The organism is Pseudomonas farris, from assembly GCF_019145235.1.
In the GTDB taxonomy this organism is placed as follows: Bacteria; Pseudomonadota; Gammaproteobacteria; order Pseudomonadales; family Pseudomonadaceae; genus Aquipseudomonas; species Aquipseudomonas farris.
In genome coordinates this window covers 395,122-410,630 of the sequence record NZ_JAHSTV010000005.1, presented here as the reverse complement: position 1 = coordinate 410,630, position 15,509 = coordinate 395,122, and the positions used below count along the sequence as shown (strand labels likewise).

General features: G+C 59.9%; 11 protein-coding genes. 4 read left to right on the top strand and 7 right to left on the bottom strand.

From position 1 onward, the window contains the following. Positions 1-46 precede the first annotated feature (46 nt). The 3 genes from KVG95_RS13235 to KVG95_RS13225 all read left to right on the top strand — a co-directional run bounded on the left by KVG95_RS13235 (position 47) and on the right by KVG95_RS13225 (position 5,732). Positions 47-1,147 (top strand): efflux RND transporter periplasmic adaptor subunit, encoded by a 1,101-nt coding sequence (locus KVG95_RS13235; protein WP_052967484.1) that lies wholly within the window; start codon positions 47-49, stop codon positions 1,145-1,147. Positions 1,148-1,153: 6 nt separating this feature from the next. After that, positions 1,154-4,225: an efflux RND transporter permease subunit gene (locus tag KVG95_RS13230; protein WP_217856754.1), complete on the top strand. Its 3,072-nt coding sequence runs from the start codon at positions 1,154-1,156 to the stop codon at positions 4,223-4,225. A gap of 160 nt (positions 4,226-4,385) precedes the next feature. Beyond that, positions 4,386-5,732: a Fic family protein gene (locus tag KVG95_RS13225; RefSeq protein ID WP_123719865.1), complete on the top strand. Its 1,347-nt coding sequence runs from the start codon at positions 4,386-4,388 to the stop codon at positions 5,730-5,732. A 110-nt stretch (positions 5,733-5,842) separates the two neighbouring features. On the opposite strand, the gene KVG95_RS13220 is transcribed toward KVG95_RS13225, so the two are convergent. From KVG95_RS13220 to plsB, 3 genes are read right to left on the bottom strand one after another with little or no spacing between them, the layout of a single operon-like run. Continuing rightward, positions 5,843-6,532: a DUF4197 domain-containing protein gene (locus tag KVG95_RS13220; RefSeq protein ID WP_217856753.1), complete on the bottom strand. Its 690-nt coding sequence runs from the start codon at positions 6,530-6,532 to the stop codon at positions 5,843-5,845. Between the two features lie 27 nt (positions 6,533-6,559). Further along, the gene (locus KVG95_RS13215; protein WP_217856752.1) at positions 6,560-6,958 is read right to left on the bottom strand and encodes a YbaY family lipoprotein; all 399 of its coding nucleotides are present in this window, start codon (positions 6,956-6,958) and stop codon (positions 6,560-6,562) included. 51 nt (positions 6,959-7,009) lie between these two features. After that, a complete protein-coding gene (gene plsB, locus KVG95_RS13210) occupies positions 7,010-9,514 on the bottom strand; it encodes a glycerol-3-phosphate 1-O-acyltransferase PlsB (protein WP_217856751.1) in 2,505 nt (834 codons plus the stop codon). Between the two features lie 236 nt (positions 9,515-9,750). Here plsB and KVG95_RS13205 point away from each other — a divergent pair, with 236 nt between their 5' ends. Continuing rightward, entirely contained in the window at positions 9,751-9,960 is a 210-nt protein-coding gene (locus KVG95_RS13205) for a cold-shock protein (RefSeq protein WP_007964248.1), read from the top strand. Between the two features lie 159 nt (positions 9,961-10,119). Here KVG95_RS13205 and KVG95_RS13200 read toward each other — a convergent pair whose 3' ends face one another. The 4 genes from KVG95_RS13200 to KVG95_RS13185 form a co-directional block, all read right to left on the bottom strand. Continuing rightward, a complete protein-coding gene (locus KVG95_RS13200) occupies positions 10,120-10,497 on the bottom strand; it encodes a hypothetical protein (RefSeq protein WP_008070352.1) in 378 nt (125 codons plus the stop codon). Between the two features lie 83 nt (positions 10,498-10,580). Then, a complete protein-coding gene (locus tag KVG95_RS13195) occupies positions 10,581-11,390 on the bottom strand; it encodes a putative RNA methyltransferase (RefSeq protein ID WP_217856750.1) in 810 nt (269 codons plus the stop codon). Then, positions 11,390-12,541, bottom strand: a complete 1,152-nt coding sequence (dapE, locus tag KVG95_RS13190; RefSeq protein WP_217856749.1) for a succinyl-diaminopimelate desuccinylase — start codon at positions 12,539-12,541, stop codon at positions 11,390-11,392. Before dapE ends, KVG95_RS13195 begins: the two co-directional genes overlap by 1 nt. Before the next feature lie 219 nt (positions 12,542-12,760). Next, positions 12,761-15,352: a glycosyltransferase gene (locus tag KVG95_RS13185; RefSeq protein WP_217856748.1), complete on the bottom strand. Its 2,592-nt coding sequence runs from the start codon at positions 15,350-15,352 to the stop codon at positions 12,761-12,763. Between the last annotated feature and the right edge of the window lie 157 nt (positions 15,353-15,509).

Here is a 15,509-nt window from a genome sequence, read left to right as displayed (position 1 = left end):
GGTCAGTATAATTATTCCAAGCACCATTAGCGAAAGGTCCTTCTCCATGTTCCGCTATGCCTTGCCCCTCGCATTGCCGGTCAGTCTGGCTTTTTTATTGTCTGCGTGTGGCCATGAAGAGGCGCCTCAAGTCACCGTCCGCCCGGCCATGGTCGTACAGCCAGAGCCCTCGGCTCAGGCCATGGAAAGTTATCCCGGTGAAGTCCGCGCGCGCTATGAGCCAGATCTGGCCTTCCGCATTGGCGGCAAAGTCAGCCGACGACTGGTCGAGGAAGGCCAGCGGGTCAAGGCTGACCAGCCTCTGGCGGAACTCGATCCTCAGGACGTGCGCCTGCAACTGGAAGCCACCCGTGCCCAAGTCGCGGCCGCCGAGGCCAACCTGAGCCTGGTGCGCGCCGAGCGCGATCGTTATAAGACCCTGATGGAGCGGCAAATGGTCAGCCGTTCGCAGTACGACAACGCGGAAAACCTCTACCGCTCCGGTGAAGCACGCCTCAAGCAAATCAAAGCCGAATTCAACGTATCGACCAATCAGGCCAGTTACGCGGTGCTGCGCGCGCCCCAGGATGGCGTGGTGGCCAAACGTGCGGTAGAAGTCGGGCAAGTGGTCGCGGCCGGGCAAACCGTGTTTACCCTCGCCACCGATGGCGAGCGTGAAGTGTTGATCAGCCTGCCGGAGCAGAGCTTCGGTCGTTTCAAGGTCGGCCAGCCGGTCTCGGTGGAACTCTGGACCCAGCCCGATCAACGTTTCCCCGGACGCATCCGTGAACTGTCGCCTGCGGCCGATCCGAAATCCCGCACCTTCGCCGCCCGTATCGCTTTTACCGCCGGCAAGGTTCCCGCCGAACTCGGCCAGAGCGCCCGGGTGTTCATCCAGACCGCCGATGTGGTGTCGTTGTCGGTGCCGCTGTCGGCGGTCACCGCGGAAAACGGTGCCACTTATGTGTGGGTGGTCGGCGCCAACAACACCTTGAAAAAAGCCCCGGTTCGGGTCGGTGCATTCGGTGAGAAAACCGTGCCGGTGCTCGAAGGCCTGAATGCCAGCGACTGGGTGGTGGCGGCCGGTGTTCATGTGCTTCACGACGGGCAGCAAGTGCGCCCGGTGGATCGCTCCAACCGCGTGGTCAATCTGGCGCACAAGGAGTAATCCCCGATGGGTTTCAATCTTTCCGAATGGGCGCTGCGTAACCGTCAGATCGTCCTGTTCCTGATGCTTTTGCTGGCCGTCGTCGGCGCGTTGTCCTACACCAAGCTCGGCCAAAGCGAAGACCCGCCGTTCACCTTCAAGGCCATGGTGATTCGCACCACCTGGCCGGGGGCCACGGCCGAGGAAGTGTCGCGCCAGGTTACCGAGCGTATTGAAAAGAAACTGATGGAAACCGGCGAGTACGACCGGATCGCTTCATTCTCCCGCCCGGGTGAGTCTCAGGTCACGTTCATCGCTCGGGATTCGATGCATTCGGTGGAAATCCCGGAGCTCTGGTATCAAGTCCGCAAGAAGATCAGCGACATTCGCCACACCCTGCCACCGGGCATCCAGGGGCCATTCTTCAACGATGAGTTTGGCACCACCTTCGGCAACATCTACGCCCTGACCGGCGAAGGTTTTGATTACGCGGTGCTCAAGGACTACGCCGACCGTGTCCAGATTCAGCTGCAACGGGTCAAGGATGTGGGCAAGGTCGATCTGCTCGGGCTGCAGGACGAGAAGATCTGGATCGAGCTCTCCAACGTCAAACTGGCCACCCTCGGGTTGCCGTTGGCGGTGGTGCAGCAGGCGCTTGAAGAGCAGAACGCGATGTCCACCGCAGGCTTCTTCGAAACCACCAGCGAGCGTTTGCAGCTACGGGTTTCGGGGAATTTTCAGACGGTCGATGAGATCAAGAACTTCCCGATCCGCGTGGGTGATCGCACGTTCCGCATCGCCGATGTGGCGAACGTTCGCCGTGGCTTCAACGATCCACCGGCGCCGCGCATGCGCTTCATGGCTGAAGACGCCATCGGTCTGGCGGTGGCCATGAAGGATGGCGGCGACATTCTGATTCTGGGTAAGGCGCTGGAAGTCGAATTCGCCCGAATCCAGAAGAACCTTCCGGCCGGCATGCAGCTGCGCAAAGTGTCCGATCAACCCGCCGCGGTGAAAACCGGTGTCGGCGAGTTCGTTCAGGTATTGGTGGAGGCGCTGGCGATTGTGTTGCTGGTGAGTTTCTTCTCCCTCGGTGTGCGCACCGGCATGGTCGTAGCACTGGCGATTCCGCTGGTGTTGGCGATGACGTTCGCCTGCATGTATTACTTAGGCATCGGCCTGCACAAGATTTCCCTCGGCGCGCTGGTGCTGGCGCTGGGGTTGCTGGTGGACGACGCGATCATCGCCGTGGAAATGATGGCGATCAAAATGGAGCAGGGCTTCGACCGGGTCAAAGCCGCCAGCTATGCCTGGACCAGCACCGCGTTCCCGATGCTCACCGGCACATTGATCACCGCGGCCGGTTTCTTGCCGATTGCCACCGCGCAATCGGGCACCGGCGAATACACCCGTTCGATCTTCCAGGTGGTGACCATCGCGTTGCTGGCATCGTGGATTGCCGCCGTAGTCTTTGTGCCTTATCTGGGGGAAAAACTCCTACCGGATCTGGCGAAAATTCACGCCGCCAAGCATGGCATCGGCGACGGCCAACCCGACCCTTATGGCACGCCGTTCTATCAGCGCGTCAGACGGCTGGTGGAATGGTGCGTGCGTCGGCGCAAAACGGTGATCGTCCTGACCATCGTGATGTTCGTCGCGTCAGTGGTGCTGTTCCGTTTCGTGCCACAGCAGTTCTTCCCGGCTTCGGGGCGACTGGAGTTAATGGTTGATCTGAAACTGGCCGAAGGGGCGTCTTTGAGCAACACCGCCGAGGAGGTCAAACGCCTTGAAGGCCTGCTCAAGGATCACGCCGGGATCGACAACTACGTGGCTTACGTCGGCACCGGTTCGCCGCGTTTCTACCTGCCGCTGGATCAGCAACTTCCAGCAGCGAGTTTTGCGCAATTTGTCGTGCTGGCCAAAACCATCGAGGATCGCGAAACCTTGCGCACCTGGCTGATCGAAACCCTCAACGAACAATTTCCGGCCCTGCGTTCGCGGGTCACGCGGCTGGAGAATGGCCCGCCGGTTGGCTATCCGGTGCAGTTCCGGGTCACCGGTGAACACATCGAAGACGTCCGTGCCCTGGCGCGCAAAGTTGCGGCCAAGGTTCGCGAGAATCCTCACGTGGTCAACGTGCATCTGGACTGGGAGGAGCCGAGCAAAGTCGTTTACCTGAACGTCGATCAGGACCGCGCGCGGGCGCTGGGGGTGAGCACGGCAAACCTCTCGGGTTTCCTGCGAAGCTCGCTGACCGGTGCCAGCGTCAGCCAGTACCGCGAAGACAACGAGTTGATCGAAATCCTGCTGCGCGGCACGGTGCATGAGCGCACCGAACTGGCGTTGCTGCCAAGCCTGGCCGTGCCGACCGACAACGGTCGCAGCGTGGCGCTGTCGCAGATCGCAACGCTGGAATACGGTTTCGAAGAGGGCATCATCTGGCACCGCAACCGCCTGCCCAACGTGACGGTTCGCGCCGACATCTATGGCAAAGAACAACCGGCGACGCTGGTGCAGCAAATCATGCCGACCCTCGATCCGATTCGCGCCGAGCTGCCAGACGGCTATCTGCTGGACGTCGGCGGTACGGTGGAAGACTCGACCCGTGGGCAGAACTCGGTGAAGGCCGGTGTGCCGCTGTTTATCGTGGTGGTGCTGACGTTGCTGATGCTGCAACTGCGCAGTTTCTCACGCACGGTGATGGTGTTTCTGACGGCGCCACTGGGGCTGATTGGTGTGACGCTGTTTCTGATGGTGTTCCGCCAGCCATTCGGTTTTGTGGCGATGCTGGGGACGATCGCCTTGTCCGGGATGATCATGCGTAACTCGGTGATTCTGGTGGATCAGATTGAGCAGGATATCGCGGCCGGGCTTAAGCCTTGGCAGGCGATTATCGAGGCGACGGTGCGACGCTTCCGACCGATTGTGCTGACGGCGTTGGCGGCGGTGTTGGCGATGATTCCATTGTCGCGCAGCGTGTTTTTCGGGCCGATGGCGGTGGCGATCATGGGCGGGCTGATTGTGGCGACGGCGTTGACGTTGCTGTTTTTGCCGGCGTTGTATGCGGCTTGGTTCAGGGTCAAGCAAGAGCCGGTCTGACTCTTTGGGGCGTGTATACGCAGCTCCACTGTAGGAGCGAGGCTTGCCCGCGAAGGTGGTCCAGGCTCCTACACATATTTCAGATCCGTCTGATATTGAGTCAACGTAGGTGCACTGGTGTACTCAAGACTCAATTTCGTGAGTTGTTGAGACACCAATAATGAAAAAGCCGCCCATGCTGAAGGGCAGATCCGACCCGGTGTTCGATCGTTTGGGGCAATCTCCCCACAAGGAACGCCTCTCGGACTACCTCGCACTGCTCAAGCCTCTGGACGATCAGGGGCGCTATCTTCCGTTCGATGAGTTGCGCTACCGCTGGGCGCCGGGGCTGGATTCGAATCTGTGCTGGGCCTTGGTCAAGAAAGCCCGGACCGCGCAGTATTCCAGCCTTTTGCCATTGGGCGAGCCCATTCAGTGGGGGAAATTTGTGCTGACCCCATTGGCCCAGAAAGCTGTTTCGGCCGTTGATCGACAAGCGACGACGGCAGCCCTTGAATACATGACCGGACAGATCGGCGAACGAGCGCATTTCAGCTATCTGCTCAACGATCTGATCGAAGACGAAGCCATCAGCAGCAGCCAGCTCGAAGGTGCGGCGACCACCACCCGCGTGGCCAAGGACATGCTCAAGCGCAAACGCCTGCCGCGTACGCCGGATGAGCGGATGGTCATCGGCAACTACAAGATGATGAACTTCGCTTGGGAAAAGCGTTATGACCCCTTGAGCATCGAACTGATCACGGCGATGCATCGTGTTGGCGTTGAAGGTATCGATGACCCGCAATATTCACCGGGTGCTTTCAGGATCAACGATGACGTGGTGGTGCAGGACGGTGAGGGCAACACTGTTCATACGCCGCCCCCCGCAGCGGGACTCGCGTCACGATTGCAGGTGCTGTCGAAGTGGATCAACCAGTCTCACGACGATCCCGATCAAGTGGATTACCTTCATCCATTGATCAAAGGTATCGCGCTGCATTTTGCGCTGGGCTATGAGCATCCTTTTCGCGATGGCAACGGTCGGGTCGCGCGGGCACTGTTTTACTGGTTCATGTTCAAGAATGATTTTTCGGCCTTTCGCTACATCGCGATTAGCCTGTTGCTGCGCAATGCGCCGGTGAAATATGGGCGCTCGTATCTGAATACCGAGGCCGATGATCTGGACATGACCTATTTCATCGACTTCCAGTGTTCAGTGATCTTCCGGGCAGTCAGCGCTTTTACTGAGGCTTATCGAAAAAGCCTTGCCTACACCGAAAGCTTTGATCGATGGCTGCTGGAGTCAGGTTTCTTCGACCAGCTCACCGAGAAACAGCGAGCCGTATACCAAGTGGCCAAGAGTGGAATGGCCAAGGAGTTCACGGCGGTCAATGTGAAGGAGAATCTGAACTGCTCTTACAACACCGCGTCGGCCACCCTGAACGGGTTGGTCGAGTTGAAGGTGTTCGAGAAAAGGAAGATGGGGCGCGAGTGGGTATTCTTTCTGCGGGCAGCGTCGATGATCTGATTTTCGTGGGAGCGGGCTTGCTCGCGATGAGGCTGTGTCAGTCGACATCAACTGTGGCTGAAACACCGCAATCGCGAGCAGGCTCGCTCCCACAGGATCGGAGTTGAGGTTTAGAGCGTACCAAACACCTTCTTCGCCAAACCGGTCGCCGCCGCCGCAGGGTTCTGGCGAATGGTTTCTTCCTGCTTGCCAATCATCTCGAACAAACCGTTCAACGCTTGCTCGGTCACATAGCTTTCGATGTTGGCATTTTTCGCATCCAGCGCGCCCAAGGTCGCGGCTTGTCCGGCGAATGCGTTGTACTGCTGCGCCAGGCCGACTTGATCGGTGGCTTGTTTGACGATCGGCAGGAACTTGGTGCGGATCTGTTCGCGGCTGCTTTTGCTCAGGTACTGAGTGGCCGAGTCCTTGCCGCCGCTGAGGATCCCCTTGGCATCTTCCACGGTCATTTTCTTCACCGCATCTACCAGGATCGGCTGGGCTTGCGTCACGGCCGTTTCAGCCGCTTTGTTCATACTGGTTTCCAGTTGATCGACCTGATCACCCATGCCGAACTGTTTCATTTTCTTGGCGACTTTACCCAGCTTGCCCGGCAGTTCGATCTTCACGTCCGGGTTGTTGCTGAAGCCGCCGGGTGTGCCGAGTTGTTTAACGGCCAGTTGCGCGCCTTGAGTCAGGGCGTCCTTGAGACCGCCGGTGGCATCTTGTTGCGACAGGTCATTGAGCGACAGGGCCAGGGCGTTGGCGCAGATCATCAAGCCTGCGCACAGGCCGGCGAAGCGAAGGGTAGGGCGGAGCATGGCGGCTTCCTTGTTCATAAAAGAGAGTTAACGTGCTGCGTCGACGCGGATTTTCAGTGGTTGCGGATCTTTGCCGTCCAGTTTCACGGCGTGATTTTCAGTGGTGATGAACATCAGATTGCCGTCCACTTCGATGCGGGCGCTGACCGAGTAGCGATGGCCGGGTTTGACCTGCGCCGGATCGTAGCTCAAATGGAATGGCAACGGCACTTGGCCCTTGACCGGGCCTTTCTGCTCGTCGAGCACTACCGCCGGTGCGTCGGCCAAGGACACATCTTGCAAGCTGACGCTCAAGGTCGCGTTCGGTGGCAGAGCAATGCGTTGCAAGTAGAACACTTCGCCGTCGAGGCTGGCGTTGGCGATCGGTTGTGTCGACTGACAGGCACCGAGCAGGGCAGTCAGCAGAACAAGAGAGAGTTTTTTCATCAAAGATCTCCGTATCAAAGGCGCCAGAAGAAGCCTGGCGCCTGTAGGAATTTAGACGGTCTGCGCGGGAGCCGCGACTTGATCCGCCGCATCTTCACTGCGATGCAGCGCCACCTGACGGATCGACAAGCGGATCTCCGCTGGCAATACCCGTTTGGCGGCGCCTTCGGCCAGTTCGCCTAACAGTTCGTGATAGCTCAACTTGCCGGCCTCGTCGCGGCGCAGCACGTCGAGGTCCAGCATTGTCTGGATGAAGTGACGGAACAGGCTCTTGTCGAAGAACTCCGGGGCGTTCAGGCCGTGGAGGATCGACAGGCGCTGGGCCATGACCGTGCACAGGTCTTCGAGTTCTTCGGCGCTGATGCTGTTCTGGCCGCTGTTGAGCAGCAAGGAAACGGTCATGTAGAAGCGCTGCAAGGTCTGGGCGATGCTTTTCGACAGCAGCGTCAACAGCACGAAATGCCGCGAGCTCGGTGCCGGACGCAGGTACACGTCTTTCTCGAAACGCAGCAGGCCTTGCTCGACGAAGGCTTCGAGCCATTGATCGACCACGCCATCGAGTTCATCTAGCGTCCAGCGAATGAACAGCTCCGATTGCAAGTACGGATACAGCGCGCGGGTGTAGCGCAGGATCTGCTCGCGGCTCATGCGTGAGGTGCTCTGGAAGAAACTCGCCAGCAACGAAGGCAACGCGAAGATGTGCAGCACGTTGTTGCGGTAGTAGGTCATCAGGACAGCGTTTTGTTCATCCAGGTACAGAATCTTGCCCAGCGCATCGCTTTGCTCGGACAGCAGGTCCATGTCCTTCACATGCTCGATCAGCGCCCGACCGTCGCCCTCCGGCAGGGTGGTGTGCGAGGAGTAGGGAACCTTGCGCAATAGCGCCAGATACAGATCGAGCACCCGCGCCATAGCGCGATCATCCAGCGCCAGACGGCTGGTGGACAGCAACGCCAGGGCCACCAGATTCACCGGATTGATCGCCGCCGCTTCATTCAAATGCTGTGCGACTTTCTCGCCGAGGCGGTTGGTGGTTTCGTTGAGCCAGGCCGGTTTGAATTGCGGACCGAGTTCCTGTTGGCGCCAGTCTGGCTGTTCGCTGTCGAGGAACTCCGCCAGTTTGATCGGCTCTCCGAAGTTGACCGCAACCTGACCGAAGCGCTGTTTGAGCGCACCGATGACTTTGAAAATGTCGAAAATCGATTCTTTCTTCTTGCTCGCGCCACGCAATTCGCCGAGGTAGGTGCGGCCTTCCAGCACGCGCTCGTAGCCGATGTACACCGGCACGAAGACGATCGGCATGCGCGACGAACGCAGGAAGCTGCGCAGGGTGATCGCGAGCATCCCGGTTTTCGGTTGCAGCATGCGCCCGGTGCGCGAGCGGCCGCCCTCGACGAAGTACTCGACCGGGAAGCCTTTGGTGAACAGGGTATGCAGGTATTCGTTGAACACCGAGGTGTAGAGCGGGTTGCCCTTGAAGGTGCGGCGCATGAAAAACGCGCCGCCACGTCGTAGCAGGCTGCCGATCACAGGCATGTTGAGGTTGATCCCGGCGGCGATGTGCGGCGGAGTCAGGCCGTTGCGGAACAGCAGATAGGAAAGCAGCAGGTAGTCGATGTGGCTGCGGTGGCACGGCACGTAGATCACTTCGTGCCCCTGGGCGACTTTCTGCACACCTTCGATGTGGTTGACCTTGATCCCGTCGTAGATCTTGTTCCAGAACCAGCTCAGCACCACTTCCAGAAAGCGGATCGCGGTGTAGGTGTAGTCCGAGGCGATCTCGTTGCCGTAGCGCAAGGCTTGTGCCTTGGCTTTTTCCGGGGAGATGTTCTCGCGCTCGGCTTCGTCGAGGATCGCCTGTTTGACCGACGGCTGATTGAGCAGGCCTTTGACCAGGTTGCGGCGGTGGGAAATGTCCGGGCCAATCACCGCGGCTTTCAGGTTGCGAAAGTGCACCCGCAGAATCCGCTGGGCCATGCGCACGGTGCGCTCGTGGCCTTTGTTGTGATCGATCAGTTCACGCAAATGAATCGGCGCCGAGAACTGCACCCGGGTCTTGCGCCCCAGAATCATGATGCTCAGCAGCCGACGCAAACGCCCGGTGACCGCCCAACTGTCGGCGAACAACAGTTTCCACGGGCTCGATTCGCTGTCCGGCGACTGGCCCCAGAACACGCTGACCGGAATGATCTGCGCGTCTTCGGCGGCGTTCTGGCTCAGGGCGCTGACCAGACGGGTCAGGGTCGGTGGCGCACCGCGCTTGTCCTGACGGCCGAGCCAGTCGGGCTCCGGCGTCAGGTAAAAGAATGCGGCGGGCTCTACCAACGCGCCCACCGATACTGGCAATACCGGGCGGGGCAGGCCGGCCTTGCTGCATTCGGTATCGACCACGGCGAGGTCGGTCAATGAAGGATTTTGCAGGACGTAGAACACCGGCCGGCTGCGGTCGAGGTTAAGGGTGAACGACGACTGATTGATCGTCTCCGAGCGAACCCAGAGGTACAGCAGTCGGCGCAGGGTGCCAAACACAAGACGGCGAAACGGGGAACGGGTCATACGGCTTCTGCGTGAGTGAAAAAAACCGAGCGTTTGCTCGGGCGGTAGATAGTGTGCCGTATTCGTCGAAAATCGGCAAAAAAGCAGCGAAGTAAACTCCTATTGAGAGTTCTGGTGCCTGTCATATACTCGGCACTCTGTCGCCGTTGCCCTCATGGGACCGGTATGCGCAGGCTGACGTTCCCGAGGCTTTCCTGCGAAAAGCCCGATCAATAATAAAAAGGGAGTATGAACAAATGGCAACACGCGAAACCGGCAATGTGAAGTGGTTCAACGACGCCAAGGGCTATGGCTTCATTCAGCGCGAGGACGGGGTGGACGTGTTCGTGCACTACCGCGCGATCCGCGGCGAAGGGCATCGCTCGCTGACTGAAGGTCAGCAGGTTGAGTATGCAGTGGTGACCGGCGAGAAGGGCTTGCAGGCTGAGGATGTGGTGGGCTTGTAAACACAACCCTTCACATTACACAAAACTGGTCGTGCTCATGGAGGCTGGCTGCGACGCGGTGCGTCAGTCGACATCAATTTTGACTGACACACCGCATTCGCGAGCAAGCCCGCTCCCACATTTGATCCGCGTTGTGCATACGTCCGTCGTACGGATTTTTTACGCGGTTTTCCAGGTGATTTCTTCTTCACCATCGGCGCTGATGCGCATCCAGCGATCAGCCGTCTCTTCACCCTCTTCCTCGACCCAGCTGCCCGGCGCGCAACGCACTTCGACGTTCAGCGCGGCAAAGGCTGCGCGGGCGCAGGCGATGTCGTCTTCCCATGGGGTCTGGTCGCTTTCCAGGTACAGGCTGTTCCATTTGCCGACGGCTTTCGGCAGCCAGGTCACCGGCACGCTGCCGGCCTTGCACTTGTAAGTCTGGCCTTTCTGAACCCAATCGGTGCACGGGCCTAAAGCTGCGCCGAGCCAGGCTGCGATGGCCTTGTAGTCGACGTCGGCGTCTTTCAGGTAAATCTCGATATCGGGTTGGCGCATGGATGTCCTCACTGCGGGTCTGAAAAATCCATTCGCGGATTTAGCCGGCCTCAAGCTGTTTGCTCAAGACCAAATTTTAGAGTTTATTGAAGAACAAAATAATCGTAGCGCATCGACACGGTGACCTCGAACGGCTCGGCCTGTTCGATGACGGCTGCCCGGCGTTCGGCACTGGCGCGCCAGCCGTGGGGTGTCATGGCCAACAGGTTCGCGCGATCCTGACCACTGGCAAGCGTCAGTTTGAACTCCAGGGTTTCGCTGTGCTGCAGCGCCATGCCTTCCGGCACCAGCGCCAAATGCTTATCGTCGGTGTACTCGCGCACTTCGTCGTACAGCCGCTCGCGCAATTCCATCAGATGGCCGCTGGTCGGCCCGACTTTCATCAAGCCGCCGCCGGGGCTGAGCAGGCGCTTGGCTTCTTCCCAGTCCAGCGGGCTGAAAACGCTGGCGAGAAACTGACAACTGGCGGAGGCCAACGGCACTCGCGCCATGCTGGCGATCAACCAAGTCAGCGCAGGGTTGCGTTTGCAGGCGCGTTTGACCGCTTCCCGGGAAATGTCCAGGGCGTAGCCGTCGGCATTGGGCAAGGCTTCGGCGATTTGCGCGGTGTAGTAACCCTCGCCACAACCGATGTCCAGCCAGCGTTGGGGCGCGTATTGCGCCGCCAGTTGCGCCAGACGCTTGGCCACCGGCGCGTAATGGCCGGCGTTCAAAAAGTCGCGACGGGCTTCGACCATCGCCAGGTTATCCCCAGGGTCGCGGCTGTTTTTATGCTGCACCGGCAACAGGTTCAAGTAACCCTGCCGCGCACGGTCGAAACGATGCCCGGCGGGGCAAGCCACGCCGTTGTCCACCGCGTTCAGCGGTTCGCTGCAGATCGGACACGCAAGCATCAGGCGAGCAACTTGATCAGGGTCTGGTAGTAGATTTCGGTCAGCACGTCGAGATCGGCCGCCAGCACGCGCTCGTTGACCTGGTGGATCGTCGCGTTGACCGGGCCCAGTTCGACCACTTGTGTACCCATGGTCGCGATGAAGCGCCCGTCGGAAGTACCGCCGCTGGTGGAGGCCTTGGTCTCGCGACCGGTGATGTTCTTGATACTCGCCGATACCGCGTCGAGCAGGGCGCCCGGTTCGGTGAGGAACGGCAGGCCGGACAGCGCCCAGTCGATGTGCCAGTCCAGACCATGCTTGTCGAGAATATCGGCGACGCGCTTTTGCAGGCCTTCGACGGTGGACTCGGTGGAAAAGCGGAAGTTGAACACCGCCACCAGATCACCCGGAATCACGTTGGTCGCGCCGGTGCCGGAATTGACGTTGGAGATCTGGAAACTGGTAGGGGGGAAGAAATCGTTGCCGTGATCCCAGTGCTCGGCGGCGAGTTCGGCCAGCGCCGGAGCAGCGAGGTGGATCGGGTTCTTCGCCAGGTGCGGATACGCCACGTGACCTTGCACACCGTGTACGGTCAATTTGGCGCCGAGGGAACCGCGACGGCCATTCTTGACCACGTCACCCACCAGGGTAGTGCTCGACGGTTCGCCGACGATGCACCAGTCCAGACGTTCCTTACGGGCGGCGAGGCGTTCGATCACTGCCTTGGTGCCGTGATGTGCCGGGCCTTCTTCGTCGCTGGTGATCAGGAAAGCGACCTTGCCCTTGTGGTCCGGGTAGTCGGTGACGAAGCGCTCAGCGGCTACGGTCATGGCCGCGAGGCTGCCTTTCATGTCCGCCGCGCCACGGCCGCAGAGCATGCCGTGCTCGTCGATCACCGCGTTGAACGGATCGATCTGCCAGGCGGCTACCGGACCGGTCGGGACCACGTCGGTGTGACCGGCGAAACACAGCACCGGGCCTTCGTGTTTACCGTGGGTCGCCCAGAAGTTATCCACATCTTCGATGCGCATCGGTTCCAGCTTGAAACCGGCATCGCCCAGGCGCTGCATCATCTGCTTCTGGCAATCGGCGTCGACCGGCGTCACGGACGGACGGCGGATCAGGTCGATGGCGAGTTGAAGGGTCGGCGAAAGGTCGGCGTGGGCCGTCATGGAAAGCTCCGAAAACATGAAATATGGGCGCGGGCTAAATGTGGGAGCGGGCTTGCTCGCGAAGGGGCCATTACTGACGCCAAAAGCTTCGCGAGCAAGCCCGCTCCCACAGGTATGGCGTTTGGCCGTTGGTACGTGCCCGGCCAAGGCCTGCAAAATGGCGGTTATCTTAAAGCAAAACGGCGACCATTGGCCGCCGTTTAGTGCATCTGTACTGATTTAGACAGCCGGTGCGGTCGTGGCTTCGGCCACCGGTTTTGGCAGCGACGACAGGAACGCCATAATCAGCGCCGCCAGGTACGGCAGCGATTGCACCAGCAACATGGCCACCCAGAAGCGCATGTCGTTGCTCGGCAAACCGTTCACCAGGAAGATCCCCAGCGCAGCGCCCCACAACAGCAGCATGATGAATACTTCTTCGCGCGCTTCCGAAATCGCGACCCAGAAGCCGTGGTTATCGGCGTTTTTCGGGGTGCGGAAGAACGGAATGCTGCTGGTGAAGAAGCCGTACAACACCGCTTTGGCGATGGTGTGCGACAACGCCAGCCCTGCCAATGCCGCGCAGAACGCATCCTTCAGGTTGACTCCAACCGCGCGACGGTACAGGAAGATGATCTTGCCGACCTTGAACACGAACAGCGCCAACGGCGGGATTGCGAAAATCAGCAGCGGTGGATCGACCCGTTGCGGCACGATGATCATCGCCGCCGACCACAACAACGCGCCGACGGTGAAGAAGATGTTCATGCCGTCCGCCACCCACGGCAACCAGCCCGCGAGGAAGTGGTAACGCTGGCCACGGGTCAGTTCGGTGTCCTTGCCGCGCAGCAGGCTGGCGGTGTGACGCTTGATGATCTGAATCGCTCCGTAGGCCCAGCGGAAACGCTGTTTCTTGAAGTCGATAAAGGTATCGGGCATCAGGCCTTTGCCGTAGCTGGTGTGGTAATACGCCGCCGACAGACCTTTTTCGAACACGCGCAGACCCAACTCGGCGTCTTCACAGATGCACCAGTCGGCCCAGCCCAGTTCCTCGAGCACCGAGCGCCGGGTCATGGTCATGGTGCCGTGCTGGATGATCGCATCACGGTCGTTGCGGGTGACCATGCCGATGTGGAAGAAGCCTTTGTATTCCGCGTAGCAGAGCTTCTTGAAGGTGCTTTCGTTCTGGTCGCGGTAATCCTGCGGCGACTGCACCACGGCGATTTTCGGATCGGCGAAGTGCGGCACCATGTGCTTGAGCCAGTTCGGGTCGACACAGTAGTCCGAGTCGATCACCGCAATCACTTCGGCATCCTTGGCGGTGTGCGGAATCAGGTAGTTCAGCGCGCCGCCCTTGAAGCCGGCCAGCGGTGCCACGTGGAAGAACTTGAAGCGCGGGCCGAGGGTTTCGCAATAATCGCGTACCGGTTCCCAGACCGCCGGGTCTTTGGTGTTGTTGTCGATGATCAGGACTTCAAAGTCCGGATAGTCGAGGTTGGCCAGGGCGTTGAGGGTCTGTTTGACCATCTCTGGCGGCTCGTTGTAGCAAGGTACGTGGATCGACACCTTCGGACGGTAGTGCGAATCGCCCACCACTGGCAGGAATTCACGCCGACGTTTGTGGGTCCAGACCGCTTCGGCCAGTTCATGGGCCTCGGTCAGCAGAACGATAAACACCCCGAGTGCACCGAGGGCGAGCAAGAACCCCACGGTCAGGCTGAACCAGGTGCTGTATTGCTGGCTGTAGTCATAACCGATCCACACCAGCACCGAACCGCACAGGAACGCGATAAAGGTCAGGAAGGTGCGGCCACGTTGACGCAGGGCCGAGCCGTCGATCATCAGCAGGGTCAGCGACAGCAGGGCCAGCACGACCGAGCCGATAGCCAGCACGCGCCATTGCGGGATCGCGACGACCGGGCCTTCGAAGTTGAATTTCTGCTGGCGAGCGGCGTTGAACACGCCCCAATACGCGCCCACCGAACCTTCGTCACTGGCCTTCCACGGCTGGTCGAACGCTTCGATCACGAAGTAGTTGAAGCCTTGGCGGTTGAGCTTGTTGACCAACGTGCGCAGGTAAATCGCCTGGTCCGCCGGCGACGCATCGGCGCCACCGCGCATGCGGCCGTTGCTCGGCCAGCCAACCTCGGAGAGCAGCAGCGGTTTTTTCGGGAACATCTTTTTCAGGTCGCGGGCGCGGTCGAGGACGAACTGACCGGCCTTGTCCACCGGAACGAATTCCCAGTAGGGCAGGACGTGAGCGGCGATCAGGTCGACGTGCTTGGCCAGGCTCGGGTTTTCTTCCCAGACGTGCCACTGTTCAGAGGTGGTGACCGGAACCTTTACGGCCGCGCGGACGCGATCCAGGATCAGGCTCAGCTCCGCCGCGGTGATTTCCTTACGGAAGATCGCCTCGTTACCGACAATCACACGAACCACGCTGCGCGAGGTGTTGGCGATTTCGATGGCGCGGGTGATCTCGCGCTCGTTGCGCTCTTCGTCCGGGCTGATCCAGATCCCCAGGGTTACCCGCAGACCGAATTCTTCCGCCAGTTTGGGAATGTTCTCCAGGGTGCCGTCGACCGAGTAGGTCCGGATGTTGTCCGTCAGCTTGCTCATGATCTCCAGATCGCGACGCATTTCATCGTCGGTCGGGTACTGGGCTTTTTGCGGGTACTGGCCTTGTTGAAACGGCGAGTACGAAAAGCCGGAGATCTGTTCAGGCCAGTTGGGGGCGGTAACCGGGCGATTGACCAGCGCCCAGAAGCCGGTAAACAAGGCTGCGATGGCGAGCACCACGACCAGGTTGAGTCCAAATTTACGCGATGACATAGCTTTTTCGGGTTCCAAAGGCTGTGGAACGAAGGAACGGTTGGCGGCCGGCTGCCAGGTGGCAGGTGGCAGGGGCGCGCATCCTACACTGGAGGTTCTCTGACCGTACAGCGAACAGGGAAACGCCCGACATTGGGCAATCCAGGTCGACTTAAGT